Genomic DNA, 26,561 nt, shown 5'->3' with positions numbered 1-26,561 from the left:
ATGTTGCAACCCAAGCGAACCAAATACCGCAAGATGCACAAGGGCCGGAACGAAGGCCTGAGCTGGAACGGCAACCTCGTCAGTTTCGGCGAGTACGGCCTGAAGGCCACGGCGCACGGTCAGCTGACCGCGCGCCAGATCGAGGCGGCCCGCCGCTCGATCAGCCGCTACGTCAAGCGCGGCGGCAAGATGTGGATCCGTGTGTTCCCCGACAAGCCGATCACCAAGAAGCCCATCGAAGTCCGAATGGGTTCGGGCAAGGGCAACGTCGAGTACTGGGTCGCGCAGATCCAGCCGGGCCGCATGATCTATGAAATCGAAGGCGTCAGCGAGGACATCGCGCGCGAGGCGTTCCGCCTGGCCGCGGCCAAGCTGTCGGTCACCACCACTTTCGTGACCCGGACGGTGCGCTAATGGAACTCAAGCAACTCCGCGAGAAATCGGCTGACGAGCTGAAGGCCCACCTGACCGAGCTGCGCAAGGAGCAGTTCTCCCTGCGCATGCAGAAGGTGACCGGCCAGCTGCCGAAGACGCATGAAACCCGCCGGGTCCGCCGCGAGATCGCTCGCGTCAAGACCCTGCTGGGCAGCCAGAAGTAAGGAGCGACCAAGATGAGCGATAACAAAGACAAAGCGCAACGCACCATCGAAGGCCGCGTCGTCAGCAACAAGATGGACAAGACGGTCACCGTCCTGGTGGAGCGTCAGGTCAAGCACGCCCTGTACGGCAAGTACATCAAGCGTTCCACCAAGCTGCACGCGCACGACGCGGACAACAGCTGCAAGGAAGGCGACGTGGTGCGCGTGACCGAGATCGCCCCGATGTCCAAGACCAAGAACTGGCGTGTGGTGGAAATCATCACCCGCGCGGCTGAATAAGAGGAGATCTGAATCATGATCCAGATGCAGAGCTACCTTGACGCGGCCGACAACTCCGGCGCCAAGGAACTGATGTGCATCAAGGTGCTGGGCGGCTCCAAGCGCCGTTACGCCGGCATCGGCGACATCATCAAGGTGACCGTCAAGGACGCCATTCCGCGCGGCAAGGTCAAGAAGGGCGAAGTCTACGACGCCGTGGTCGTGCGCACCCGCAAGGGCGTCCGTCGCCCCGACGGTTCGCTGATCCGCTTCGACGGCAACGCCGCCGTGCTGCTCAACAACAAGCAGGAGCCGATCGGCACCCGCATCTTCGGGCCCGTGACCCGCGAGCTGCGTTCCGAGAAGTTCATGAAGATCGTTTCGCTCGCTCCTGAAGTGCTGTGAGCGGAGGACATAGAAATGGCTAACCGTATCAAGAAGGGCGACCAGGTCGTCGTCATCACCGGCAAGGACAAGGGCAAGAAGGGCGACGTTGTGCGCGTGGACGGCGACCGCGTGGTCGTGTCCAACGTGAATGTCGTCAAGCGCCACACCAAGCCGAACCCGCAGGCCGGCATCGCGGGTGGCGTGGTGGAGAGCGAGCGCTCGATCCACATTTCCAATGTCGCGCTGTTCAACCCGGCGACGGGCAAGGGCGAGCGTATCGGTTTCAAGGTGCTGGAGGATGGACGCAAACTGCGCGTGTTCCGCTCCAGCGGTGAGGCGCTCGACGCCTGAGGAATGAGGACATGACCACCCGTCTCGAAAAAATCTACAAGGAAGAAGTGGCGCCGGCTCTGATGAAGAAGTTCGGCTACACCAATCCGATGGAAGTGCCGAAGATCACCAAGATCACCATCAACATGGGTGTGGGTGAAGCGGCGACCAACAAGAAGATCCTGGAAAACGCCGTGGCCGACCTGGCCAAGATCACCGGCCAGAAGCCGATCACGACCAAGTCCCGCGTGTCGGTGGCTTCGTTCAAGATCCGCGACGGTTGGCCGATCGGCTGCAAGGTGACCCTGCGTCGCGCCAAGATGTACGAGTTCCTGGACCGCCTGATCAGCATCTCGCTGCCGCGCGTCCGCGACTTCCGTGGCGTGTCCGGCCGTTCGTTCGACGGTCGCGGCAACTACAACATGGGCGTGAAGGAACAGATCATCTTCCCGGAAATCGACTTCGACGCCGTCGACGCGATCCGCGGCATGGATATCGCCATCACCACGACCGCCAAGAACGACGCCGAAGCCAAGGCGCTGCTCGAAGCGTTCAAGTTCCCGTTCCGCAACTGATTCGCTAGGAAGAAGACATCATGGCAAAGACCTCGATGGTCAACCGCGACATCAAGCGGGAAAAGCTGGCCAAGCAGTACGCCGCCAAGCGTGACGCGCTGAAGAAGATCATCTCCAGCCAGAGCGCTTCGTACGAAGAAAAGGCCGAAGCGGTCGTCAAGCTGCAGAAGCTGCCGCGCGACTCCTCGCCGAGCCGCCAGCGCAACCGCTGCGAGCTGTCCGGCCGTTCGCGTGGCGTGTACCGCAAGTTCGGCCTGGGCCGCAACATGCTGCGCAAGGCCACCATGAACGGTGACGTGCCCGGCCTGCGCAAGGCCAGCTGGTAAAAGGAGCCAGGGGCGCCCTCCGGGGCCTCCTGTGGTTTCAAGGACAAGTCCGGCACATGCCGGACTTGTTGTTGTACAATGTTCGGCTCCCGCGGCAAGGCCGGGGGAGGGTCGGGGAACCGGCCGCCCGCCTGGGGGTTTCCAGGGACAACACGAGATTTTCGCGAAAGCGGATATCGGTGCTACTCATAAGGCAGACTCTAATGAGCATGACTGATCCCATCGCCGACATGCTGGTGCGCATTCGCAATGCCGCCGCTGTGGGCAAGCCGACGGTGAAGATGCCGTCCTCCAAGATCAAGACTTCGATCGCCAACGTGCTGAAGGCCGAAGGCTACATCGGCGACGTCCGCGTGACGAAGACCGAAAACAACAAGGCCGAGCTGGAAATCGTCCTGAAGTACTTCGAAGGCAAGCCGGTCATCGAGAAGCTGAGCCGCGTGTCCCGTTCGGGCCTGCGCCAGTACCGCGGCAAGGCCGAGCTGCCCAAGGTCCTGGGTGGCCTGGGTGTCGCCATCATCTCCACTTCCAAGGGCATCATGACCGATGCGCAGGCCCGTGCGGCCGGCGTGGGTGGTGAAGTCCTGTGCTTCGTGGCCTAAGCGAAGGAGCCCAGAACATGTCCCGCGTAGCCAAGAAGCCGATCAATCTCCCCAAGGGCGTCGAACTGAGTGCCCAGGGTGAAACCCTCAACGTCAAGGGCCCGAAGGGCACCCTGTCCATCGCCAAGCCGGCCGGCGTCGACGTGAACGTCGACAACGGCGTGGCCAACCTGTCGCCCGCCACCCCGGCCGACGACGCCATCACCGGCACCATCCGCGCCATCCTGGCCAACATGGTCAAGGGCGTGTCGGAAGGCTTCGAGCGCAAGCTCGAGCTGGTGGGCGTGGGCTACCGCGCCGCGATGCAGGGCAAGGACCTGAACCTGTCGCTGGGTTTCTCGCATCCGATCCTGTTCAAGACGCCGGAAGGCATCACCATCGCCACCCCGACCCAGACCGAAATCCTGGTGCAGGGCGCCGACAAGCAGCGCGTGGGTGAAGTCGCCGCCAAGATCCGCGGTTTCCGTCCGCCGGAGCCCTACAAGGGCAAGGGCGTGAAGTACTCCGACGAAACCATCATCCGCAAGGAAGCGAAGAAGGCCTAACCAGGCCTTCGGCTTCGAGGAACCAGATCATGAGCATCAAGAACACCGCCCGCCTGCGTCGCGCCAAGTCGACCCGCGCACACATCCGCGAACTCGGCGTGCCGCGCCTGTCGGTGCTGCGCACCGGCCAGCACATCTACGCCCAGCTGTTCACCGCCGATGGCGCCAAGGTCATCGCCTCCGCCAACACCCTGCAGGCCGACGTCAAGGACGGCCTGAAGAACGGCAAGAACAGCGATGCCGCCGCCCGCGTGGGCCAGGTCATCGCCGAGCGCGCCAAGGCGGCGGGCATCGAGAAGGTCGCCTTCGACCGTTCCGGCTACCGTTACCATGGCCGCATCAAGGCCCTGGCCGACGCGGCCCGCGAAGGCGGCCTGCAGTTCTAATCCTGGCGGGCATGGGGGCGACCCCAAGCCTCGTCCCGCCGGCGCGGGTTGCGCCGGGCGCGGTCGCTCTTCTGCAGCGGCCGTTGCGTCACCGCTCCACACCACAACCATAAGCGGCCAAGCCGTACATACCTCATCAACCAAGGAACTCAAGCAATGGCAGAAGAACGTCAGCCGCGGGGTCGTGATCGCGACCGCAACCGCGAAGAGAAAGTCGACGACGGCATGATCGAGAAGCTGGTCGCGGTCAACCGCGTCAGCAAGACCGTCAAGGGCGGCCGCCAGTTCACCTTCACCGCACTGACGGTGGTGGGCGATGGCAACGGCAAGATCGGTTTCGGTTACGGCAAGGCGCGCGAAGTGCCGGTCGCCATCCAGAAGTCGATGGAATATGCCCGCAAGGGCATGCTGAATGTCGACCTGAATAACGGCACCCTGTGGCACCCGGTCAAGGCCGGCCACGGTGCGGCGCGCGTGTTCATGCAGCCGGCGTCGGAAGGTACGGGCGTGATCGCCGGCGGCGCCATGCGCGCCGTGCTGGAAGCGGTGGGCGTGAAGAACGTGCTGGCCAAGGCCGTCGGTTCGCGCAACCCGATCAACCTGGTCCGCGCCACGCTGAAGGGCCTGAGCGACATGCAGTCGCCGACCCGCATCGCGGCCAAGCGCGGCAAGAAGGTGGAGGAACTCCTCAATGGCTAACGAGTCCAACAAGACCGTCAAGGTGCGCCTGGTGCGCGGCCTGCGTGGTTCCCAGTCGCGTCACCGCCTGTCGGTGAAGGCGCTGGGCCTGAACAAGCTCAACGACGTGCGTGAACTGAAGGACAGCCCGCAGGTGCGCGGCCTGATCGCCAAGGTCCACTACCTCGTCAAGGTCGAGGAGTAATCAACATGCGTCTCAACACACTGAAGCCCGCCGACGGCGCCCGTACCGAACGCACCCGCGTCGGTCGCGGTATCGGTTCCGGCCTGGGCAAGACCGCGGGCCGTGGCCACAAGGGCTCGTTCGCGCGCGCCGGCAAGGGCAAGATCAAGGCGAAGTTCGAAGGCGGCCAGATGCCGCTGATCAAGCGTCTGCCGAAGGTCGGCTTCCGCTCCAAGCTGAAGCTGGATTGCGCCGAAGTGCTGTCCTACCAGCTGGAGAAGCTGGAAGCCGGCGAGATCGACTTCGCCGCGCTGCGTGCCGCCAAGCTGGTGCCCAGCACCGCCAAGCGCGCCAAGATCGTCAAGAAGGGCGAACTGACCAAGAAGTTCGTGCTGAAGGGCGTGGCCGCCACGGCCGGTGCCAAGGCCGCCATCGAGGCTGCCGGCGGCAGCGTGCAGGAGTAACGGACGCATGGCGCAGGGTAATGCCGCCGGTGCGCTGGCAGGCGCGGGCAAGTTCACCGAACTCCGCCAGCGCCTGCTGTTCGTGCTGGGTGCGCTGATCGTCTACCGGATCGGCTGCTTCATCCCGGTCCCGGGCGTCAATCCCGATGCCATGCTTGCGATGATGCAGGCGCAGGGCGGCGGCATCGTGGACATGTTCAACATGTTCTCGGGCGGCGCCCTGCACCGTTTCAGCATCTTCGCGCTGAACGTCATGCCCTACATCTCGGCGTCGATCGTGATGCAGCTGGGCGTGCACATCTTCCCCAGCCTCAAGGCGTTGCAGAAGGAAGGCGAGTCCGGCCGGCGCAAGATCACCCAGTACTCGCGCATCGGCGCCGTGCTGCTGGCGGTCGTGCAGGGCGGCAGCATCGCCACCGCGCTGCAGAACCAGGTCGCGCCGGGCGGCATGCCGGTGGTGTACGCGCCGGGCATGGGCTTCGTGCTGACCGCGGTGGTGGCACTGACCGCGGGCACCATCTTCCTGATGTGGCTGGGCGAGCAGGTGACGGAGCGCGGCATCGGCAACGGCGTCTCGCTGATCATCTTCGCCGGCATCGTGGCCGGCCTGCCGGGTGCGGTCATCCAGACGGTGGGCGCGTTCCGTGACGGCACGCTGAGCTTCATCTCGCTGCTGGTCATCGCGCTGGTGGTGCTGGGCTTCACGTTCCTGGTCGTGTTCGTGGAGCGCGGGCAGCGCCGGATCACGGTGAACTACGCTCGCCGCCAGGGCGGCCGCAATGCGTACATGAACCAGACCTCGTTCCTGCCGCTCAAGCTCAACATGGCTGGTGTCATCCCGCCGATCTTCGCGTCCAGCATCCTGGCCTTCCCGGCCACGCTGGCGATGTGGTCCGGCGAGAACAGTGGCGCCACCACCTGGCTGCAGCGCATCTCCAATGCGCTGGCCCCGGGCGAGCCGCTGCACATGATCGTGTTCGCGGCGATGATCATCGGCTTCGCGTTCTTCTACACGGCGCTGGTGTTCAACTCGCAGGAAACCGCCGAGAACCTGAAGAAGTCGGGCGCGCTGATCCCGGGCATCCGCCCCGGCAAGGCCACCGCCGACTACGTGGACGGCGTGCTGACCCGGCTGACGGCGATCGGTTCGCTGTACCTGGTGGCGGTCTGCCTGCTGCCGGAAGTCATGCGCACCCAGCTGGGCACCTCGTTCTATTTCGGCGGCACCTCGCTGCTGATCGTGGTGGTGGTGGTGATGGACTTCATCGCGCAGATCCAGGCGCACCTGATGTCCCACCAGTACGAGAGCCTGCTGAAGAAGGCCAACCTGAAGGGTGGTTCGCGGGGCGGCCTTGCCCCCCGCGGCTGAGGTATAATCGCGGGCTTCCCGCACCAGTCCGGCCCTCATGGCCGGCTGACTTAGATGGGCGGCCCCCGCAGCGATCCGGTGCGGGGGTGCGAACCGGCCAGTCCCTGCGCCAGAGTAGCGCGGGCGGGACGGGGCAGGGGGGAACCCCGGTCCCGCACCAGGCAGGTTCCGGCGCCGGAGCATGGGCACACTCCCCATGCCGGTCCGCCGCCGGCTTCGGCCGGCTCGGGCTTCCCGTAAGCACCGGATCTTGCTACAATTTCCAGTTCACTCCGCCTGTCTGCGCGAATCCCGCCCGGGATGACCGTACACGGGCCAATACTCACAGTTGGAGAACCGCGTCATGGCGCGTATTGCAGGTGTCAACCTGCCTGCCCAGAAGCATGTCTGGGTCGGTTTGCAAAGCATCTACGGCATCGGCCGTACCCGTTCCAAGAAGGTCTGCGAAGCCGCCGGCGTCGCCTCGACCACGAAGATCCGCGACCTGTCGGAGCCGGAAGTCGAGCGCCTGCGCGCCGAAGTCGGCAAGTACGTGGTCGAAGGCGACCTGCGCCGTGAAGTCGGCATCGCCATCAAGCGCCTGATGGACCTGGGCTGCTACCGCGGTCTGCGCCACCGTCGCGGCCTGCCGCTGCGTGGCCAGCGCACCCGCACCAACGCCCGTACCCGCAAGGGTCCGCGCAAAGCCATCAAGAAGTAAGGGGCGACCATCATGGCCAAGCCAGCTGCTGCCAAAGTCAAGAAGAAGATCAAGCGCGTCATCACCGACGGCGTCGCCCACGTCCACGCTTCTTTCAACAACACCATCGTCACCATCACCGACCGCCAGGGCAATGCGCTTTCCTGGGCGACCTCGGGTGGTGCCGGTTTCCGCGGTTCCCGCAAGTCCACGCCGTTCGCGGCCCAGGTCGCCGCCGAGAAGGCCGGCCGTGCCGCACTGGACTACGGCGTGAAGTCGCTGGAAGTCCGCATCAAGGGCCCGGGTCCGGGTCGCGAGTCGGCCGTGCGTTCGTTGAACAACGTGGGCTACAAGATCACCAACATCATCGACGTGACGCCGATCCCGCACAACGGGTGCCGTCCGCCGAAAAAGCGTCGCGTCTAAGGGGGCGATAAGAAATGGCTCGTTATATCGGTCCTACCTGTAAGCTCGCGCGCCGCGAAGGCGCCGACCTGTCGCTCAAGAGCCCGGCCCGTGCGCTGGACTCCAAGTGCAAGCTGGAGCAGAAGCCCGGCCAGCATGGCGCCACCGCCCGCAAGGGCAAGCTGTCCGACTACGCCACCCAGCTGCGCGAGAAGCAGAAGGTCAAGCGTATCTACGGCCTGCTGGAGCGCCAGTTCCGCAACTACTACAAGAAGGCCTCGACCAAGAAGGGCAACACCGGCGAGAACCTGCTGCAGCTGTTGGAAACCCGCCTGGACAACGTCATCTACCGCATGGGCTTCGCCGTGACCCGCCCGGCCGCGCGCCAGCTGGTCTCGCACCGCGGCGTGCTGGTCAACGGCAAGCCGGTCAACCTGCCGTCGTACCAGGTCAAGGCCGGTGACGCGATCGCGCTGTCGGAGAAGGCCCAGAAGCAGCTCCGCGTGCAGGAGTCGCTGACCGTCGCCGAGCAGCTCGACCTGAACCCGTCGTGGGTCGAAGTCGATGCGAAGAAGTTCAGCGGCGTGTTCAAGGCGGTTCCGGCGCGTTCGGACCTGCCCGCCGACATCAACGAAGCGCTGATCGTCGAGTTGTACTCGAAGTAATTCATTCACGCACCCCCGGGCGACCGGGGGACCGCAGGAGACAAAGCAACATGACGGGTATTACTCAGCAAGTGCTGCGCCCCCGCGGCCCGCAGATCGAGCGCCTGACCGGCAACCGTGCGAAGGTGGTCATCGAACCGCTGGAGCGTGGTTACGGCCATACGCTCGGCAATGCGTTGCGCCGTGTGCTGCTGTCGTCGATCCCCGGCTTCGCGATCACCGAAGTCGAGATCGATGGCGTGCTGCATGAATACAGCACCATCGAAGGCATGCAGGAAGACGTGCTGGAAGTGCTGTTGAACCTGAAGGATGTGGCCATCCGCATCCATTCCGGCGACTCGTCCACGCTGAGCCTGGCCAAGCAGGGCCCGGGCGTGGTGACCGCTGGCGACATCAAGACCGACCACAACGTCGAGATCCTGAATCCGGAACTGGTCATCTGCAACCTGACCAAGGACACGGCGTTGAACATGCGCCTGAAGATCGAGCGCGGTTTCGGCTACCAGCCGGCCGCCGCCCGCCGCCGTCCGGACGAGGAAACCCGCGCGATCGGCCGCCTGGTGCTGGATGCGTCGTTCTCGCCGGTCCGCCGCGTGGCGTACGCGGTGGAGTCCGCGCGCGTCGAGCAGCGCACCGACCTGGACAAGCTGGTCCTGGACATCGAGACCAACGGCACGATCGATGCCGAGGAAGCCGTGCGCACCGCCGCCGACATCCTCAGCGACCAGCTGTCGGTGTTCGGTGACTTCACGCACCGCGACCGCGGCGCGCCGAAGCAGGCCGCCAGCGGCGTGGATCCGGTGCTGCTGCGCCCGATCGACGACCTGGAGCTGACGGTGCGTTCGGCCAACTGCCTGAAGGCCGAGAGCATCTACTACATCGGCGACCTCATCCAGAAGACGGAAGTCGAACTGCTCAAGACCCCGAACCTCGGCAAGAAGTCGCTGACCGAGATCAAGGAAGTGCTGGCGCAGCGCGGCCTGTCGCTGGGCATGAAGCTGGAGAACTGGCCGCCGGCCGGCGTCGCCCAGCACGGCATGCTCGGCTGATGATGTGATGCGCAACTCCCGCGCCCGCGCGGGAGTTGCGCTGTTTCAAACGCGACACCCATGCCGACGGACCTGAAGGTCTGCGGCGCTCCGGTCAGGGATGGCCGGTCCGGACCACCCGCAGTCCACTGTTCCAGCGCCTGGATGGCGACAGCGAAATCCAACGTCCCACCCTTCATCAGGAATCCAACCCATGCGCCACCAGAAAGCCGGTCGCAAGTTCAACCGCACCAGCGCCCATCGCGAAGCGATGTTCCGCAACATGGCCGCCTCGCTCATCAAGCACGGCCTGATCAAGACCACCCTGCCGAAGGCCAAGGAACTGCGCCGCGTCGCGGAACCGCTGATCACCCTGGGCAAGGTCGACGGCGTGGCCAACCGCCGCCTGGCGTTCGCCCGCCTGCGCGACAAGGAAGCCGTCGGTACCCTGTTCACCACGCTGGGCCCGCGCTACCAGTCGCGTCCCGGTGGCTACCTGCGCATCCTGAAGTGCGGCTTCCGCGCCGGCGACAACGCGCCGATGGCGTACGTCGAGCTGGTCGACCGTCCGGAAGCGGCGGCCGAGTAAGCCCCGCGCCACCGCACGACCCCAGAAACCCCGGCCGACGCCGGGGTTTCTGCTTTCCGGGGCGGGAGGACGCGGCGAAGCGCCGCAGGGTGACGTCGGGGCCGCCCCGCATGGATAATGCGGGCAAGACCCCAGGCTACCGGTGCCAATGAATCCTCTTCGCTGGAGTTTCCGCGCGCAGTGCTTCCTGGGCTTCGCGATCTGCGCGGGCCTGTTGGGCTATGCCCTTTACATGCAGTTCGTGCAGCAGCTGGAACCCTGTCCGTTCTGCATCTTCCAGCGGCTGGCCTTCGCCGCGACCGGTGTGTTGTTCCTGCTCGGCGCATTGCACGGACCACGCCGGCCGGGCGGACGCAGGGTGTATGGCGTGCTGGCGTTCCTCGGCGCGGCGACCGGCATCGGCATCGCGGGCAGGCACGTGTGGGTACAGCTGTACCCGCCGCTGATGCCGAGCTGCGGGCCGGGCTGGGATTACATGATCGAGACCAACACCTGGTTGGGCGTGGTGCAGAAGGTGCTGACCGCCAAGGGCGACTGCAGCACCATCGACTGGAGCTTCCTGGGCCTGACCATGCCGATGTGGAGCCTGGTGTGGTTCGTGTTTTTGGCGGTCTGGGCGCTCTGGATCGGTTTCCGCGCCCGCAGGACCTCGACCTTCCGCTGATTTGACGCGGCGCACCAATCTGGCACGATGGTGGGCCCCCAGGAGTCCACCATGAATCCCTCCGACCGCAACCTGCGCGCCGTCACGCTGCCACCCCACTGGGCGCCGGAGAGCTGGCGTTCGCGGCCCGCGGTGCAGATGCCCACGTACCCGGATACGGCCGCGCTGGAGTCCGCGCTGGGCGAACTGCGGCAGCTGCCGCCCCTGGTCACGTCGTGGGAGATCTTCTCGCTGAAGAAGCAGCTGGCCGAGGCGCAGGAAGGCAAGCGCTTCCTGCTGCAGGGCGGCGACTGTGCCGAGAGCTTCAGCGACTGCGAGTCCGGACTGATCTCGAACCGGCTGAAGGTGCTGTTGCAGATGAGCCTGGTGCTGGTGCACGGCCTGCGCCTGCCCGTGGTGCGGGTGGGGCGTTTCGCCGGCCAGTACGCCAAACCGCGCTCGGCGGACACGGAGACGCGCGACGGCGTTACCCTGCCCAGCTATCGGGGCGACCTGGTCAATGCGCCCGAGTTCACGCCCGAAGCCCGCGTGCCCGACCCGCGGCGCATGATCAAGGCGCACGCGCGCTCGGCGATGACGATGAATTTCGTGCGTGCGCTGATCGACGGCGGCTTCGCGGACCTGCACCACCCCGAATACTGGAACCTCAACTGGGTGGGCTATTCGCCGCTGGCGAACGAGTACCAGCACATGGTCACCTCGATCGGCGATGCGGTGAGGTTCATGGAGACGCTGTCGGGCTCCGAGGTGCACAACCTCAACCGGATCGACTTCTACACCTCGCACGAAGCGCTGCTGCTGCCGTACGAGGAAGCGCTGACGCGCGAGGTTCCCCGCCAGTGGGGCTGGTTCAATCTCAGTACGCATTATCCGTGGATCGGCATGCGCACCGCGGCGGTGGACGGCGCTCACGTGGAGTACCTGCGCGGCGTGCGCAATCCCATCGCCATCAAGGTGGGAGCCTCGGTCACGCCGGACCAGTTGCTGCGCCTGATCGACGTGCTGAACCCCGAGGACGAAGCGGGGCGCCTGACCTTCATCCATCGCATGGGCGCCGCGCAGATCGCGGAGAAGCTGCCTCCGCTGCTGGATGCGGTCCGTCGCGACGGTCGCCGCGTGTTGTGGGTCTGCGACCCGATGCACGGCAACACCGAAAGCACCAGCAACGGGTTCAAGACCCGCCGTTTCGACAACGTGCGCGGGGAAGTCGAGCAATCGTTCGACCTGCACGCGGCGGCCGGTACGCGCCTGGGCGGCGTGCACCTGGAACTGACGGGCGAGGACGTCACCGAATGCACCGGTGGCGCGCGGGAACTGACCGACGCGGACCTGGAGCGCGCCTATCGCTCGACGGTCGATCCGCGGCTGAACTACGAGCAGTCGCTGGAGATCGCGATGTGCATCGTGCGCAAGCAGAACCAGCTGGCCGCACCGGCCACGCGTTGACGGCGGCGCCGGCCGGCGTCACGAGCCGCGCGCGTGCGCGGCTGATGCGGCCGGTGGGAGGTGCCAGGTCTTCCCGCGCGCATACAGGCGCGCGAACTCCGCGGCCGGCAGCGGCAGGCTGAAGTAGTTGCCCTGCAGTTCGTCGCAACCGTTGGCGACCAGCCAGGCCGCCTGCGCGGCCGTTTCCACGCCCTCGGCGATCGTGCGGCATTGCAGCTGCGCCGCCAGGCCGATGATGGCGCGGGTGATGGCGGCCTGGTTCGGCTCGCCGACGTCGCGCACGAACGTCTGGTCGATCTTGAGCACGTTGAAGCCGTAGTTGCCCAGGTAGCTGAGGCTGGAAAAGCCGGTACCGAAGTCGTCGATGGCGATGCGCACGCCCAGGGCCTTCAGGGCGCGCAGCGTGCGGTCGGTCCGTTGCACGTCGCGCATCAGCGTGGTCTCGGTGACTTCCAGTTCCAGGAACTCGGCGGGCAGCCCGCTGTCCTGCAGCGCTTCCACCACCGTCGCGACCAGGTCGTCGGTGTCGAAGTTGGCGGCGGCGATGTTGACCGACACCCGGATCGGCGGCAGTCCCGCCTGCTGCCAGATGCGGTTCTGCCTGCATGCGGCGTGGATGGCCCACTGGTCGATGTCGACGATCAGGCGCGTCTCTTCGGCGATGGGCAGGAATTCGCCCGGCAGCACCAGGCGGTCGCCGCGCTGCCAGCGCGCCAGCCCCTCGACGCCGACGATCCGCCCGCTCAGGCTGTCGATCTGCGGCTGGTAGTGCAGGGTCAGGTCGCCGTTGCGCAGGCTGCGGCGCAGGCTGTTCTCCAGTTCGATGCGCGCGTCCACGCTGGACGCCAGCTCGCGCGTGTAGAAGCGGCTGGCGTTGCGGCCGTTGCGCTTGGCCAGGTACATGGCGGCGTCGGCACGCATCATCAGCGTGCCGGCATCGTAGCCGTCGTCGGGGAACAGGCTGATGCCGATGCTGAAGGCCTGGTGCAGTTCGTGCGAGGCCACCGTGTACGGCGTGCCGCACAGGGCGAGCAGGCGGTCGGCCACCTGCAGCACGCCCTCGCGCGTCACCACGTTGGGCAGCAGCACCACGAATTCGTCGCCGCCGGTGCGGTAGACCGTGCCCAGATTGCCGACGTTGCGTTGCAGGCGGCGCGCCACCTGCTGCAGCAGTTCGTCCCCGGTGTGGTGGCCCAGCGCATCGTTGACGTGCTTGAACAGGTCCAGGTCGAGGAACAGCACGGCGATGCCATTGCCGTGGTTGGTGGCATGGGTGATGGCCTGGCCCAGGCGTTCGTTGAGCTGGAGGCGGTTGGGCAGGCCGGTCAGCGCATCGTGGTGGGCCAGGAAGGTCATGCGCGAGCTCAATGCGCGCGACTCGGTGATGTCGCGCAGCACCATCACCGTGCCCACCAGGCGATCCTCGCGGTCGTGGATGGACGACAGCGAGCGCTCCACCAGCAGGTGCGAACCGTCCTTGCGCTGCAGCCGCAGGTCGCCCGGCTGGCCGGCCGAGTGCGAAACCTCGTCATCATCCTGCGCCTGCACCCTCGCCAGCGGCGCGACGCGGTCCAGCGCCTCGCCCAGTGCCTGCTCCAGGCTCCAGCCGCACAGCGCCTCCGCCGCGGGATTCAGGTAGGTCACCCGCCCATCGGTGTCGACGGTGATGACGGCTTCGCGGATGGAGGTCAGCGTGACTTCGGCCAGTTCGTTCGCCTCATGCAGCGCATGTTCCAGGCGGGCTTTCTCGGTGATGTCGATCGCCATGACGAACAATCCGCCGATCCTGCCGGCGTCGTCGATGTCGGGCGTGTAGAAGCTGTGCAGGCTGCGCACGCCGTCCGCCGTGGCGAAGCTGCTCTCGAACTCGCCCTCGCGCCCCTGCAGGGCCGCTTCGATCTGCGGCAATCGGCGCAGGTAGGCCTCCTCGCCGAACAGCTCGCGCATGTGCTGACCCGCCTGCGGCCTGACGCGCCAGCGGATCTGTTCGACGAACGCGCGGTTGTGGAAGACCAGCCGGTGTTGGACGTCGAACTGTGCGATCAGCGCGGGCAGGCGGTCGGTGACGCGCTTGAGGTGATCGCGCGCCAGCGCCAGCTCGCGATGGGTGCGACGCTGCTCGCTGACATCATTGCCCATCAGGTACCAGCCGGCGATCCGACGGCCCGGCTCGACGTCGGGTACGAGGTACAGGTGGACGGCACGCGGGGGCTGCCCGAGTTCGGCGTCCCAGGCGATCCACCGGTCCGGCGTGCAGTCGCGCATGGACTGCTTGAGCGAGGCCAGGAACGCGGGCGCGTCCGCGTGCACGTCGTCCACGTGCCGCTCGCGCCATTCCTCGTCCGTGCCCGACCATTCCCGGCAGGCACGGTTGGCGAAGCCGTAACGCCCGTCGGCATCGACGTAGGCGATCAGGGCCGGCAGATGGTCGGCGACCGCGTCCAGCAGGGCGCGGCTGCGGTGCTCGGTGCGGGCCAGGTTGCGCAGCAACAGGAACAGCAACCCTCCCAGGCCGATGCCGGCGAGCGTCAGCGAGACGATGGTCGTCAGCCCGGACAGGGCATCGCGCAGGGGCGGGGACTGCAGGACGAGCAGCCATTCGCTGCCCAGCAGGCGCATGTTGCGCTGGGCCGTGAACGCCGGCCGCCAGCCCTGGCCGTGGCGATCCTGCAGTGCGCGGATCTGGAAGATCGGTTCGTCGCCGAAGTCGCGCGCGAGCAGTTGCAGGTCGAACTCCTCGCCGGCGTTCCCGCCGATGGCATCCTCCATGACCCGCTCCCAGCCGAAGCCGGCCGTGGCGAACCCGCGCAGCAGGCGCCGCCGCGCCTCCACGCCGCCGCGCGCCGCGACCGGATCGGCGTATACCGGTGCGTACAGCAGGAAGCCTGGCAGGCCGGTGCTGCCGCGGGAGGCATCGCCCAGCGCGACCAGCGGCGCGGCGGCCAGTTCGCCGCTGTCGCGCGCGGACTCGATGGCGCCCCGGCGCACCGTTTCCGCCATGACGTCCTTCCCCAGCAGGGGACGCATGCCCGGGGCATCCGGATACAGCAGGTCCACCACCACGTATTCGCTGCGTTCGCCCGCGGGATGGATGGCGAACGCATCCCCGTAGCGCGCGCGCTGGGAGGCCAGGTAGGCGTCGCGCTCGTCGCGGCGCACATGGCGCGCGTACCCGAGCCCGTGCACGCCGGCGTGGCGGGTGGGCACCTGCAGCTTCTCGACGAACGCGTAGAAGCTGTCCTGCTCGATATCCTGGCGGCCTTCCAGCACCGCCGCGGCCGCGCGCACGGTGTCCTCGTAGGCGTTCATGTGGGTGGCGATGGCGGTGGCGATGGCGTCGGCGCGGGCGTCGAACCGGGCGCGCGCATGGTCGCGCGCCTGCCGCCAGGCGGTGGCGCCGGCCCACAGCGACAACAGGCAGGCAGCGACCAGTACGCCCCACGCAAGCGAATTCAGGTTCCGTTGACGTCGTCGCGCCGTGGAAACCGATCCACTCAGCGCACGCAGTTCCGATGCCCGGTCCGCGCCTGACTCCACGCGTGCGATCCCCGCTTGCTGGTTGCCGGTCATGACGCCACGAACGCGCCGCGGCTGCAAGCGCCGCGGCCCGCAGAGTGCGGACCCGTCGTCATCGTCTCAGCGCCGCGGGGTACGTGGCGGCAGCGTCGGCCAGTACTCGGGCGGCTTGCGTGCCCGCGTCCGCTGCTCGTAGTCGTAGCCAAGGGCGATAAGCCGGGCTTCGCTCCATGCCGGTCCCATGAAGACGATGCCCAGCGGCAGCCCGTCGCTGTGGCCCGCCGGCACGGTGAGGCTGGGGTAGCCGGCGACGGCGGCCGCGCCGTAGCCGGCTCCCGGGAAGTGGTCGCCGGCCTTGTGGTCGGTCAGCCAGGCGGGACCGGTGGTGGGGGCGATCAGGACGTCCAGCTGCTGCGCCTTCAGTGCGGCGTCGATGCCCTCGGGCCCGGCCAGCCGCCGTGCGCGGCTGCGGGCGGCGATGTAGGCCGATTCGCCCAGTCCGCCCTTGGCATTGGCCCGTTCGAACAGATCCTGGCCGAAATGCGGCATCTCCGACAGACGGTATTGTTCGTTGTAGCCGATCAACTGCGTCAGCGTGGTCAGCGGGGCGTTGCGCTCGGCGAGGTAGCGCTCCAGGCCATGCTTGAACTCGTACAGCAGCAGTTCCAGCTCGTCGGCGCTCCACTGGCCATCGGTGGGGATCTCCGCATCCACCACGATCGCGCCCGCTTCGCGCATCACCTGGATGGCGCCTTCCAGCGCCGCTGCCGCGTCGGGGTGGATGGCCGCCTTGCTGCGCAGCACGCCGATGCGGGCGCCCTTGAGTGCTCCCGGCGTCAGGCGGGCACCGTAGTCCAGGGTGGTGTTCCAGGCCGCATTGGTGGTGGCGGCGTCGGCCGGGTCCCGCCCCGCCAGCACGCCCAGCAGCAGCGCGGCATCGGCGACGGTGCGGGTGATGGGGCCTGCCGTGTCCTGGCTGTGCGAGATCGGCAGGATGCCCTGCCGGCTGACCAGGCCCACGGTGGGCTTCAGGCCGACCACCCCATTGATCGCCGCCGGGCACAGGATGCTGCCGTCGGTCTCGGTGCCCACGCTGACGGCCGCCAGGTTGGCGGATACCGCCACCGCGCTGCCCGAGCTGGAGCCGCAGGGGTTGCGGTCCAGTGCGTAGGGATTGCGCGTCTGTCCGCCGCGTCCGCTCCAGCCCGAGGTCGAATGCGACGAACGGAAGTTGGCCCATTCGCTCAGGTTGGCCTTGCCCAGGATCACCGCACCGGCCTCGCGCAGGCGCCGCACCAGGAACGCGTCCTGGCCGGGCCGGAAATCCTTCAGCGCCAGCGAGCCGGCGGAGGTGGCCATGGGCACGGCGTCGATGTTGTCCTTCAGCAGCACCGGGATGCCGTGCAGCGGGCCGCGCACCGCATTGGCGCGGCGTTCCACGTCGCGCAGCGCCGCTTCCTTCAGCGCGTCGGGGTTCAGTTCTATGACGGCGTTGAGTTGCGGCCCGGCCTTGTCGACGGCGGCGATCCGATCCAGGTAGGCCTGCGTCAGCCGCCGGCTGTCCAGTTCCCCGGCCTGCATGCGCGCCTGCAGGTCGGCGATGTCGAGCTCGGCGTAGCTGAAGTCGGTCGGCGCCGCCGGAGCCGTCGCACCGGGGGGCGTCGCCGGCTGGCAGGCAGCCAGGGCGAACATCAGGCCAAGCGGCAGCCACGATCTGCGCATGCGGACACCTGTGCGGAGTTGCGGCAGGCTACGCAGCCGCGACCCCGTGCGTCAAATCCGCCTGCGCCGGCGGATGTCGCGCCAGAGCACCCAGACGATCGCCAGGTTGACGATGAGCAGGGCCCAGGTATGCCAGCCCGGGTGGTGGTACAGCGCGTACACGTCCAGCGGCAGGTAGGCGGCGGAGCCGATGCAGCCCAGCCATGAGGCCCAAGCGCGCGCGCGCCACAGCCCCCAGGCTTCCAGCAGGCGCATGCCGGCGTACACCGCGATGACCAGCACCGCCACATGGACCGACTCGGGATTGATGCGTTCCATCCACTGGCTGATCGCGCCAGGGCCGGCATCGGGGATGAAGCGCGTCACCACGGCCTGCACGGCATCGCGCAGGCGGTGCGGGCCGACGGCCAGCAGGCCGGCGGCGAAGGCCAGGGCCAGCACGCCCTTGGCGCCCTCGAACAGGGCGATGGCGTGCAGGCCGGGATGCGCCTTGGGGTCCGGGTTGTAGGCGGCGTCTTCCAAGGCGCGGGCGGCGGTCAGGCCGCGCGCGAGGCGCGCTTGCGGTCGCTCTCGGTCAGCAGCTTCTTGCGCAGGCGGATTTCCTTCGGCGTGATCTCCACCAGTTCGTCGTCGTCGATGAAGTCCAGCGCCTGCTCCAGCGAGAACTTGATCGCCGGGGTCAGCTGGATGGCGTCGTCCTTGCCCGAGGCGCGCATGTTGGTCAGCGGCTTGGTCTTGATGGCGTTGACGGTCAGGTCGTTGTCCTTGGAGTGAATGCCGACCAGCTGGCCTTCGTACACGTTGTCGCCTTCGGCGGCGAACAGCTTGCCGCGCTCCTGCAGCGGGCCCAGCGCGTACGCCGGCGTGGCGCCCGGCGCATTGGCGATCATCACGCCGTTCAGGCGCTTGGCGATGGCGCCCTGTTCCTTCGGGCCGTAGTGGTCGAACACGTGGAACAGCAGGCCCGAACCCTGGGTCAGCGTCTTGAATTCGTTCTGGAAGCCGATCAGGCCACGCGCCGGGATTTCATAGTCCAGGCGCACGCGGCCCTTGCCGTCGGGCTCCATGTTCTTCAGCTGGCCCTTGCGGGTGCCCAGCTTCTCCATCACGCCGCCCTGGTGGGCTTCCTCCACGTCGACGACGAGCTGCTCGATCGGTTCCATCAGCTGGCCGTCGATCTCCTTGATGATGACCTCAGGGCGCGACACGGCCAGCTCGTATCCCTCGCGGCGCATGTTCTCGATCAGGACCGACAGGTGCAGCTCGCCGCGGCCGGAGACCAGGAACTTGTCGGCGTCTTCCAGCTGTTCGACCTTCAGCGCCACGTTGTGCACGGTCTCGCGCTCCAGGCGCTCCTTCAGCTGGCGGCTGGTCAGGAACTTGCCGCCGGACAGGTCCTTGTGGCCGGCGAACGGCGAGTTGTTCACCTGGAAGGTCATGCTGATGGTCGGCTCGTCCACCGTCAGCGCCGGCAGGGCCTCGGGAACGTCCAGCGCGCAGACCGTGTCGGAAATCGTCAGGTCCTGGATGCCGGAAATGGCCACGATGTCGCCGGCCTCGGCGGTTTCCTGCTCGATGCGCTCCAGGCCCAGGAAGCCCAGCACCTGCAGGACCTTGCCCTGGCGCTTCTTGCCTTCGCGGTCGATCACGGCCACCGGCATGTTCTTCTTCAGCGTGCCGCGCTGGATGCGGCCGATGCCGATGACGCCGACGAAGTTGTTGTAGTCCAGCTGGCTGATGCGCATCTGGAAGGCGCCTTCCGGGTCGACGTCGGGCTTGGGCGCGTGCTGCATGATGGCTTCGTACAGCGGGGTCATGTCGCCGGAGCGGGCCTCCGGGTCCAGGCTGGCGTAGCCGTTAAGCGCCGAGGCGTAGACGATCGGGAAATCCATCTGTTCGGCGGTGGCGCCCAGGCGGTCGAACAGGTCCCACACCTGCTCGACGACCCACTCCGGGCGCGCGCCCGGGCGGTCGATCTTGTTCACCACCACGATCGGCTTGAAGCCCATCGCGAAGGCCTTCTGGGTGACGAAGCGGGTCTGCGGCATGGGGCCGTCCATCGCATCGACCAGGATCAGCACCGTATCCACCATCGACAGCACGCGCTCGACCTCGCCGCCGAAGTCGGCGTGCCCGGGGGTGTCGACGATGTTGATGCGGTTCTCGCGCCAGGTGATGGCGGTGTTCTTGGCCAGGATGGTGATGCCGCGCTCTTTTTCCTGGTCGTTGCTGTCCATCACGCGTTCGGCCAGCACGGTGCGCTCGGAGAGGGTGCCGGACTGCTTCAGCAGCTGGTCGACGAGGGTGGTCTTGCCATGGTCGACGTGCGCGACGATCGCGATATTGCGGAGGTTTTGGATGGACATGGATTCTGGGATCGGAAAAACGCACCCGGATACCCCCTTCGAAGGGGCAGGGCGCGAGGACGGGGAGGAAAGAAGGCGGCGTATTATAGCGGGCTATCGAGCCCTAAGCACCTGATTTGCCGGAGAACACTGAACGAACGCCGCCGCCGCCGGCCTTCCCTTGAAATCGCGGGCTGGCGCCGTGATCTCGCAGAGAGCGGAGCCTGCGTCCTGGGCTTGGGCCTGTCGCCGCTCCACCACGCCCTGGCCAGCGGGTGGGGCGCGCGCCTGGCCCTGCCGTGATCTTCGCGGCCGGCCCCATGTCGGGGCCGGGCCGCACCTGGGCGGCCATGCCGGCGCGGCAGGCCCCCGTTTCCTTTTTTTCACCCTGGAGAAGCACCCCATGAGTCAGCTGACCGCCACCTTCGACACCTCGCGTGGCCCCATCAAGATCGAGCTGTATCCCGACAAGGCGCCGCTGACGGTGGCCAATTTCGTCAACCTGGCCAAGCGTGGCTTCTACGACGGCCTGAACTTCCACCGCGTGATCCCGGACTTCATGATCCAGGGCGGCTGCCCGGAAGGCTCCGGCCGCGGCGGCCCGGGTTACCGGTTCGAGGACGAGACCACCAACGGCGTGCGCCACGAGCGCGGCGTGCTGTCCATGGCCAATGCCGGCCCGAACACCAACGGCAGCCAGTTCTTCATCACCCACGTGCCCACGCCGTGGCTGGATGGCAAGCACACCGTGTTCGGCAAGGTCACCGAAGGCCTGGACGTGGTCGATGCCGTGAAGCAGGGCGACCTGATCAACAAGGTGACGATCGATGGCGAGGCCGAGGCCGTGCTGGCCGCCAAGGCCGAGCGCGTGGCCGAGTGGAACCGCTTCCTGAGCGCCTGATCCCGGGCTCGGTCCGGGCGGCGGCACCCGCCGCCTTGGACCTTTGGCGCATCCGGGCGCGGCGGGAGGCCGTGATACCATTTTGCGCCGCAAAAAGACGGCGGCGACCCTCCCTGACCTTTCCTCGCGAGGTTGTGCAATGCCCCTGCTTGCCCGGCGCATCGGTCGCGCCAAGCCCAGTGCGATCATGGCGGTGGCCGAGAAGGCCAAGAAGCTGAAGGCCGAAGGCCGCGACATCATCAGTTTCTCGATCGGCGTTCCCAATTTCCTGCCCGGCGACCACGTGTACCAGGCCGCGCGCGACGCGCTGGCGAAGGACTCCGGCCAGTACGGCAGCAACCGCGGCACCGACGCGCTGCTGGACGCGTTCCTGCAGCACATCCAGGCGCTGGGCCTGACCGGCTACACGCGCGCCAACGTGTCCACCGGCATCGGGGCCAAGCACATCCTGTACAACCTGGCCGAGTCGCTGCTGGATGAAGGCGACGCCATCGTCTACCCCTCGCCGTACTGGACCACCTACGCCGACATCGCCGACATCGTCAACGCCAAGGCGGTGCCGCTGCCGTGCCCGGCCGGCCAGGACTACAAGCTGACGCCGGCGCAGCTGGACCAGGCGCTGGCGACGCACAAGCCCAAGGTCTTCCTGTTCAACAACCCGTCCAACCCGACGGGCATGGTCTACGCGCGCGAGGAAGTCGCCGCGCTGGCCGACGTACTGGTGAAGCATCCGGATACCTGGATCATCACCGACGACATCTACAACCGCATGCTGTTCGACGGGCTGGTCTACACCAACTTCGTGCAGGCGCGGCCGGAGCTGCGCGATCGCACGGTGTTCGTCGATTCGCTGTCCAAGACCTACGGCATGCCGGGCTGGCGCGTGGGTTTCATGGCCGGCCCCGAGGTGGTCGCCCAGGCGTTGACCACGATGAACTCCAACCACATCACCAACGTGCCGGAAGTCGTCACCGCCGCGGCGATCGCCGCGCTGACCGGTCCGCAGGACGTGCCCGCCGCCAAGAACGCCGAATTCCAGGCCAAGCGCGACCAGGTGCTGGCCGCCATGAATGCCATTCCCGGCGTGGTGTGCCCGCGTCCGCAGGGCGCCTTCTACGTGTTCCCCGACATCAGCTGCGCGTTCGGCAAGTCGCACGACGGCGTGAAGATCGAAAACGACGTCGACTTCTGCAATGCGCTGCTCGACGCCAAGGGCGTGGCCTGCGTGCCCGGTTCGGCGTTCGGCGAGCCGCGCGCTTTGCGCATCAGCTATACCTGCCCGACGCCGCAACTGGCGCCGGGCCTGCAACGCTTCCAGGAATTCTTTGCCGAGTTGAAGTAACCGTTGCGTGGGCCTTGGCCCACCCTTTCCCCACGCGGCGGGCTGGGCCCGCCCTACGTAACCCCGAGGATCCGCACCATGAAAACCCCCGTCCGTGTTGCCGTCACCGGCGCTGCTGGCCAGATCGGCTATGCGCTGCTGTTCCGCATCGCCTCCGGCGAAATGCTGGGCAAGGACCAGCCGGTCATCCTGCAACTGCTGGAGCTGCCGCTGGAGAAGGCCCAGGCCGCGCTGAAGGGCGTGATCATGGAGCTGGAAGACTGCGCGTTCCCGCTGCTGGCCGGCATCGTCGGCACCGACGATCCGGAAGTCGCGTTCAAGGACGCCGACGTGGCCCTGCTGGTCGGCGCGCGTCCGCGCGGCCCGGGCATGGAGCGCAAGGACCTGCTGCTGGAGAACGCCAAGATCTTCACCGCCCAGGGCGCGGCGCTGAACAAGGTCGCCAGCCGCAACGTCAAGGTGCTGGTGGTCGGCAACCCGGCCAACACCAATGCCTACATCGCGATGAAGTCCGCGCCGGACCTGCCGTCGAAGAACTTCACCGCCATGCTGCGCCTGGACCACAACCGCGCGCTGTCGCAACTGGCCAACAAGGCCGGCGTGGCCGTGGGCGACATCGAGAAGCTGGTCGTGTGGGGCAACCACAGCCCGACCATGTACCCGGACTACCGCTTCGCCACCGTCAACGGCCAGTCGCTGAAGGACAAGATCGGCGACGCCGACTGGAACGCCAACACCTTCATCCCGCAGGTCGGCAAGCGCGGCGCCGCGATCATCGAGGCACGTGGCCTGTCCTCGGCCGCGTCCGCCGCCAATGCGGCCATCGACCACGTGCGCGACTGGGTACTGGGCAGCAACGGCAAGTGGGTGACGATGGGCATTCCGTCCGACGGCAGCTACGGCATCCCGGAAGGCGTGATGTTCGGTTTCGCCGTCACCACCGAGAACGGCGAGTACACGATGGTCAGGGACCTGCCGATCGACGACTTCAGCCAGGCCGCCATCGACAAGACCCTGGGCGAACTGGAAGAAGAGCGCAGCGGCGTGGCGCACCTGCTGGGTTGATCGGCAGCTGTGGCGACACGAAAACGCCGGGCCCGCGCCCGGCGTTTTCTTTTGGGTGCGACGGACTGTCCCATGCGACCAAGGTAGGAAGGTGGCCGCGACGGGGCAGGTCTATGCTGGTCCCGGCTGTCGGATCTGGGAGGATCGCATGGCATACGAAGACGTCTACCGGCGCTCGATCGAGCAGCCCGAGGCCTTCTGGGGCGAGGAGGCGAAGGCCATCCACTGGCATGTGCCGCCGCAGCAGGTGCTGGACTATTCCAATCCCCCGTTCCGCCGCTGGTTCGTCGGCGGGCAGACCAATCTCTGCTACAACGCGGTGGATCGCCACCTCGCCGAACGCGGCGATCAACTGGCGCTGGTGGCGGTGTCCACCGAAACCGATGTCACCCGCGAACTGACCTACCGGGACCTCCACCGCGAAGTGAACGCCTTCGCCGCGGTGCTGAAGAAACTCGATGTCGGCCGCGGCGACCGCGTGGTCATCTACATGCCCAACATGGCCGAGGCCGTGTTCGCGATGCTGGCCTGCGCGCGCATCGGCGCGGTGCATTCGGTCGTGTTCGGCGGCTTCGCCGCGCACAACCTGGCGCTGCGCATCGACGACGCGCAACCCAAGTTGCTGATCGCCGCCGATGCGGGAAGCCGCGGCGGCAAGGTCATCCCGTACAAGCCGCTGGTGGACGAAGCCTGCGCGAAGGCCGCCACCCCGCCGGCCAGGGTGCTGATCGTCTCGCGCGGGCTGGATGCGGCCGAACCGAAGGTGGCGGGCCGCGACGAAGACTACGCCGCGCTGCGCGCCGAGGTGGGCGATGCCGACGTGCCGGTGGAATGGCTCGAATCGAACGAGCCCAGCTATCTGCTCTACACCTCCGGCACCACGGGCAAGCCCAAGGGCGTGCAGCGGGATGTCGGCGGCTATGCCGTTGCCATGGCGCTGTCGATGCGCACGGTGTTCGACGTGGGCCCCGGGCAGGTGATGTTCTCCACCTCGGACGTCGGCTGGGCGGTCGGGCATTCCTACAACGTGTACGGGCCGCTGATCGTCGGCGCGACCTCGGTGCTCTACGAGGGTCTGCCCACCCATCCCGATGCGGGCATCTGGTGGGCGCTGTGCGAACAGTACGGCGTGCGCACGATGTTCTCCTCGCCGACGGCGGTGCGCGTGCTGAAGAAGCACGATATCGACTTCATCAAGCGCCACGACCTGTCCGAGCTGAAATACCTGTTCCTGGCGGGCGAGCCGCTGGACGAGCCCACTGCGCACTGGATCACCGATGCCCTGGGCAAGCCGGTGATCGACAACTACTGGCAGACCGAGACGGGCTGGCCGGCGCTGACCCTGCTGCCGGGCCTGGACATGAAACCGGTGCGGTTCGGTTCGCCCGGCTTCCCGAACCTCGGCTACAGGATGAAGGTGATCGACGAGGGCACCGGCGAGGAGGTCGGCCCCGGCAGGAAAGGTGTGCTGGTGATGCAGCCACCGCTGCCGCCGGGTTGCATGACGACGATCTGGAACGACGATGCGCGGTTCCTTTCCAGCTACTTCAGCCATTTCAAGGAACTGCTGTACAGCTCGCTGGACTGGGCGATCCGCGACGAGGACGGTTACACCTTCATCCTTGGCCGCACCGACGATGTCATCAACGTGGCCGGCCATCGCCTGGGCACGCGCGAGATCGAGGAGTCGGTGTCCGGCTTCCCGGCAGTCGCGGAGGCGGCCGTGATCGGCGTGGCGGACGAACTGAAGGGGCAGGTGCCGGTGGTGTTCGCCACGCTGCGCCAGGCGACCGACGAACCGCACGAACGCGTGCGCGCGGCCGACGGCATGCGCCGCACGGTGGAGCAGAGCCTGGGCGCGGTCGCGCGCCCGGCGCGCGTCTACATCGTCAATGCGCTGCCGAAGACGCGCTCCGGCAAGCTGCTGCGGCGCTCGCTGCAGGCGCTGGCGCAGGGTGCGGACCCCGGCGACCTGTCGACGCTCGACGATCCCAACGCGCTGGAGGAAGTGAAGCGCGCGCTGCGGCGCGGCCCCGAAGTCGGCGGCTGAAGATCAGCGTGCCGGTGGCGAGGGCGCCGCCGGATCCACGCTGCCGTCCAGCGTCCACACCACGTCGCGGCCCTGCGGATCGCGGCTCAGCACGAAGCGCGCGCTCGCCCCGGGCGTCAGAGGCAGCGGCGCGCGCGGGTCTTCATCGGCATCGTCGTTGGCGTCGATCACCGTGCGTTCGCCCGCGTGTCCGGGGATGGGCACGACGAACAGTCCGCGCGCGTCGATGCTGCGGCGCGCTTTCCTGTTGCCCAGATCGCCCACGTCGGCGACGGCGCCCTCGGCCTCCGTCAGCGGGTTGCGGAAGTTGACCAGCACATCCGCCCTCGCCGGCGGACGGCCGGGCGCGGACAGCGTGCCGCCGCGCACCAGCAGGTCCGGCCACACATCGCCGTTCTCGGGCAGCTCTCTGTAGAGCGCGGGCGACACGCCCGCATGGCTGCCGGAGGCGATGCTGTCCAGCGCCGCCGCCAGGCCGAGGAAATACAGCTTGCGCAGGCGCTGCTTCTGCACGTCGCCCTCGATGCCGCCGGCTTCGATCAGCACCGTGCTGGTGCCCCATTGCGTGGTGAGATCGCCGAAGGCGCGCGGATCGAAGGTCTCGTCCCAGCGGGCGATGTGGCCGGCCAGGTAGGGTTCCAGTGCGGTGCGGACGACGCCCGCCACTTCGATGGCGCGCGTGCGCACGTGGTTGACGTCGGCGGCGTGGTTGTACGGTGGCGACAACAGTGCGATGGCGGTGCCGCGGCCGGAATCGCCGGCGCGGTAGCCCACGCGCTGGTCGTGCAGGTTGAAGCCGTACATCGGCTTCACCTTGTCGTACAGCGCCTTCAACGTGCGCGCCTCCGGCGTGGCCAGCATGCGGGCGTCGCGGTTGAGGTCGATGCCCTGCGCATTGCGGCGCTGGAAACGTGCGGCGCCATCCGGATTGACGATGGGGAAGAAGTGCAGGGTGGTGTTGGCGCGCAACGCCTTCACCCGTGCATCGTCGGGATGTTCGCCCAGGAAGCGGAACAGGTCCGCCAATACCATCGTCGCCGTGCTCTCGTCGCCATGCATCTGCGACCACAGCAGCACGGTCCTGTTTCCCTCACCCCAGCGGACATGCCGCAAGGGACGGTCTTCCACGCTGCGGCCGATCTCTTCGACCCGGAAGCCGTGCGCCTGCGTCAGCAGCGGTGTGGCCACCGACCACCAGTGCTCCGCCGTGAACGTGCGGTCCTCCAGCCCGGGCGCGCGCAGTTCGGCGTCGTACAGCGCATCGATCGCGGGCAGCCACGCGGGCGGCGGCGGGACCGGCGCCGAGGCGCCGGCGGGCGGATGCGGGTTGTCGGCATTCCGGGCGATGGTGGTGGGCGTCATCATCGTCAGCAGCAGGCACAGGAGGAGGGTGGGGCGCATTGCGGGCGACACGGTGAGCGGATGGTCGCAGGGTCCCTGC

At 67.3% G+C, this 26,561-nt stretch carries 30 protein-coding genes; 25 read left to right on the top strand and 5 right to left on the bottom strand.

The annotated features are described in order from the left end of the window. The 21 genes from rplP to MUU77_RS13600 all read left to right on the top strand — a co-directional run bounded on the left by rplP (position 1) and on the right by MUU77_RS13600 (position 12,179). Positions 1 to 414 carry a 50S ribosomal protein L16 gene (gene rplP, locus MUU77_RS13700; RefSeq protein WP_056878822.1) on the top strand — a complete coding sequence of 138 codons (414 nt, stop codon included), beginning with the start codon at positions 1 to 3 and terminating at the stop codon, positions 412 to 414. Continuing rightward, the gene (gene rpmC / locus MUU77_RS13695) at positions 414 to 599 is read left to right on the top strand and encodes a 50S ribosomal protein L29 (protein ID WP_055941284.1); all 186 of its coding nucleotides are present in this window, start codon (positions 414 to 416) and stop codon (positions 597 to 599) included. The genes rplP and rpmC overlap by 1 nt, the downstream gene beginning before the upstream one ends. A 12-nt stretch (positions 600 to 611) precedes the next feature. Then, positions 612 to 878: a 30S ribosomal protein S17 gene (gene rpsQ, locus MUU77_RS13690; RefSeq protein ID WP_056878823.1), complete on the top strand. Its 267-nt coding sequence runs from the start codon at positions 612 to 614 to the stop codon at positions 876 to 878. Positions 879 to 893: 15 nt separating this feature from the next. Further along, positions 894 to 1,262, top strand: coding sequence for a 50S ribosomal protein L14 (gene rplN / locus MUU77_RS13685; protein WP_013535986.1), 369 nt, complete (start codon positions 894 to 896; stop codon positions 1,260 to 1,262). Positions 1,263 to 1,277: 15 nt separating this feature from the next. Next, entirely contained in the window at positions 1,278 to 1,595 is a 318-nt protein-coding gene (gene rplX, locus MUU77_RS13680) for a 50S ribosomal protein L24 (protein ID WP_162109788.1), read from the top strand. A gap of 11 nt (positions 1,596 to 1,606) precedes the next feature. Continuing rightward, complete coding sequence (rplE, locus tag MUU77_RS13675) at positions 1,607 to 2,149, top strand: 50S ribosomal protein L5 (RefSeq protein WP_055941290.1); 543 nt, start codon at positions 1,607 to 1,609, stop codon at positions 2,147 to 2,149. Positions 2,150 to 2,169: 20 nt separating this feature from the next. Continuing rightward, complete coding sequence (rpsN, locus tag MUU77_RS13670; protein ID WP_245087919.1) at positions 2,170 to 2,475, top strand: 30S ribosomal protein S14; 306 nt, start codon at positions 2,170 to 2,172, stop codon at positions 2,473 to 2,475. A gap of 203 nt (positions 2,476 to 2,678) precedes the next feature. Further along, entirely contained in the window at positions 2,679 to 3,077 is a 399-nt protein-coding gene (rpsH, locus tag MUU77_RS13665) for a 30S ribosomal protein S8 (RefSeq protein ID WP_162109785.1), read from the top strand. A gap of 17 nt (positions 3,078 to 3,094) precedes the next feature. After that, positions 3,095 to 3,622 carry a 50S ribosomal protein L6 gene (gene rplF, locus MUU77_RS13660; RefSeq protein ID WP_245087916.1) on the top strand — a complete coding sequence of 176 codons (528 nt, stop codon included), beginning with the start codon at positions 3,095 to 3,097 and terminating at the stop codon, positions 3,620 to 3,622. Between the two features lie 29 nt (positions 3,623 to 3,651). Further along, a complete protein-coding gene (gene rplR / locus MUU77_RS13655; protein ID WP_245087913.1) occupies positions 3,652 to 4,008 on the top strand; it encodes a 50S ribosomal protein L18 in 357 nt (118 codons plus the stop codon). Between the two features lie 156 nt (positions 4,009 to 4,164). Further along, positions 4,165 to 4,707, top strand: a complete 543-nt coding sequence (gene rpsE, locus MUU77_RS13650) for a 30S ribosomal protein S5 (RefSeq protein ID WP_055941300.1) — start codon at positions 4,165 to 4,167, stop codon at positions 4,705 to 4,707. Then, complete coding sequence (gene rpmD / locus MUU77_RS13645) at positions 4,700 to 4,891, top strand: 50S ribosomal protein L30 (RefSeq protein WP_055941302.1); 192 nt, start codon at positions 4,700 to 4,702, stop codon at positions 4,889 to 4,891. Before rpsE ends, rpmD begins: the two co-directional genes overlap by 8 nt. Then, positions 4,891 to 5,334, top strand: coding sequence for a 50S ribosomal protein L15 (gene rplO / locus MUU77_RS13640; protein WP_082563251.1), 444 nt, complete (start codon positions 4,891 to 4,893; stop codon positions 5,332 to 5,334). The genes rpmD and rplO overlap by 1 nt, the downstream gene beginning before the upstream one ends. A gap of 7 nt (positions 5,335 to 5,341) precedes the next feature. Then, the gene (gene secY / locus MUU77_RS13635) at positions 5,342 to 6,703 is read left to right on the top strand and encodes a preprotein translocase subunit SecY (RefSeq protein WP_245087910.1); all 1,362 of its coding nucleotides are present in this window, start codon (positions 5,342 to 5,344) and stop codon (positions 6,701 to 6,703) included. Positions 6,704 to 7,046: 343 nt separating this feature from the next. Next, positions 7,047 to 7,403, top strand: a complete 357-nt coding sequence (rpsM, locus tag MUU77_RS13630) for a 30S ribosomal protein S13 (protein ID WP_055943298.1) — start codon at positions 7,047 to 7,049, stop codon at positions 7,401 to 7,403. A gap of 12 nt (positions 7,404 to 7,415) precedes the next feature. Continuing rightward, positions 7,416 to 7,808: a 30S ribosomal protein S11 gene (gene rpsK / locus MUU77_RS13625; protein ID WP_055941307.1), complete on the top strand. Its 393-nt coding sequence runs from the start codon at positions 7,416 to 7,418 to the stop codon at positions 7,806 to 7,808. 14 nt (positions 7,809 to 7,822) lie between these two features. Then, entirely contained in the window at positions 7,823 to 8,452 is a 630-nt protein-coding gene (rpsD, locus tag MUU77_RS13620) for a 30S ribosomal protein S4 (RefSeq protein WP_055941309.1), read from the top strand. Between the two features lie 50 nt (positions 8,453 to 8,502). Then, complete coding sequence (rpoA, locus tag MUU77_RS13615) at positions 8,503 to 9,501, top strand: DNA-directed RNA polymerase subunit alpha (RefSeq protein ID WP_185895436.1); 999 nt, start codon at positions 8,503 to 8,505, stop codon at positions 9,499 to 9,501. Between the two features lie 193 nt (positions 9,502 to 9,694). Continuing rightward, on the top strand, positions 9,695 to 10,069 hold the full coding sequence (gene rplQ / locus MUU77_RS13610; protein WP_245087907.1) for a 50S ribosomal protein L17: 375 nt from the start codon (positions 9,695 to 9,697) through the stop codon (positions 10,067 to 10,069). Positions 10,070 to 10,217: 148 nt separating this feature from the next. Further along, positions 10,218 to 10,733, top strand: a complete 516-nt coding sequence (locus MUU77_RS13605; protein ID WP_245087904.1) for a disulfide bond formation protein B — start codon at positions 10,218 to 10,220, stop codon at positions 10,731 to 10,733. A gap of 51 nt (positions 10,734 to 10,784) precedes the next feature. Beyond that, positions 10,785 to 12,179: a 3-deoxy-7-phosphoheptulonate synthase class II gene (locus tag MUU77_RS13600; RefSeq protein ID WP_245087901.1), complete on the top strand. Its 1,395-nt coding sequence runs from the start codon at positions 10,785 to 10,787 to the stop codon at positions 12,177 to 12,179. Between the two features lie 18 nt (positions 12,180 to 12,197). On the opposite strand, the gene MUU77_RS13595 is transcribed toward MUU77_RS13600, so the two are convergent. From MUU77_RS13595 to typA, 4 genes are all read right to left on the bottom strand, one after another. After that, the gene (locus MUU77_RS13595) at positions 12,198 to 15,593 is read right to left on the bottom strand and encodes an EAL domain-containing protein (RefSeq protein ID WP_245087898.1); all 3,396 of its coding nucleotides are present in this window, start codon (positions 15,591 to 15,593) and stop codon (positions 12,198 to 12,200) included. Between the two features lie 222 nt (positions 15,594 to 15,815). Continuing rightward, complete coding sequence (locus MUU77_RS13590; protein ID WP_245087895.1) at positions 15,816 to 17,417, bottom strand: amidase; 1,602 nt, start codon at positions 17,415 to 17,417, stop codon at positions 15,816 to 15,818. A 51-nt stretch (positions 17,418 to 17,468) separates the two neighbouring features. Continuing rightward, on the bottom strand, positions 17,469 to 17,939 hold the full coding sequence (locus MUU77_RS13585; RefSeq protein ID WP_245087892.1) for a DUF2127 domain-containing protein: 471 nt from the start codon (positions 17,937 to 17,939) through the stop codon (positions 17,469 to 17,471). Positions 17,940 to 17,953: 14 nt separating this feature from the next. Next, complete coding sequence (typA, locus tag MUU77_RS13580; protein WP_245087889.1) at positions 17,954 to 19,783, bottom strand: translational GTPase TypA; 1,830 nt, start codon at positions 19,781 to 19,783, stop codon at positions 17,954 to 17,956. A 382-nt stretch (positions 19,784 to 20,165) separates the two neighbouring features. Here typA and MUU77_RS13575 point away from each other — a divergent pair, with 382 nt between their 5' ends. From MUU77_RS13575 to prpE, 4 genes are all read left to right on the top strand, one after another. Further along, positions 20,166 to 20,663 carry a peptidylprolyl isomerase gene (locus MUU77_RS13575; RefSeq protein ID WP_245087886.1) on the top strand — a complete coding sequence of 166 codons (498 nt, stop codon included), beginning with the start codon at positions 20,166 to 20,168 and terminating at the stop codon, positions 20,661 to 20,663. Between the two features lie 139 nt (positions 20,664 to 20,802). Continuing rightward, positions 20,803 to 22,005, top strand: a complete 1,203-nt coding sequence (locus tag MUU77_RS13570) for a pyridoxal phosphate-dependent aminotransferase (protein WP_245087883.1) — start codon at positions 20,803 to 20,805, stop codon at positions 22,003 to 22,005. 78 nt (positions 22,006 to 22,083) lie between these two features. After that, a complete protein-coding gene (locus tag MUU77_RS13565; RefSeq protein WP_245087879.1) occupies positions 22,084 to 23,070 on the top strand; it encodes a malate dehydrogenase in 987 nt (328 codons plus the stop codon). 148 nt (positions 23,071 to 23,218) lie between these two features. After that, complete coding sequence (prpE, locus tag MUU77_RS13560) at positions 23,219 to 25,120, top strand: propionate--CoA ligase (RefSeq protein WP_245087876.1); 1,902 nt, start codon at positions 23,219 to 23,221, stop codon at positions 25,118 to 25,120. Between the two features lie 3 nt (positions 25,121 to 25,123). Here the strand turns inward: prpE and MUU77_RS13555 are convergent, their stop codons facing one another. Then, entirely contained in the window at positions 25,124 to 26,521 is a 1,398-nt protein-coding gene (locus MUU77_RS13555; protein ID WP_245087874.1) for a M14 family zinc carboxypeptidase, read from the bottom strand. Positions 26,522 to 26,561: the final 40 nt, after the last annotated feature.

The organism is Pseudoxanthomonas sp. F37 (assembly GCF_022965755.1).
GTDB lineage: Bacteria > Pseudomonadota > Gammaproteobacteria > Xanthomonadales > Xanthomonadaceae > Pseudoxanthomonas_A.
This window is presented reverse-complemented; position numbering and strand designations above follow the sequence as displayed.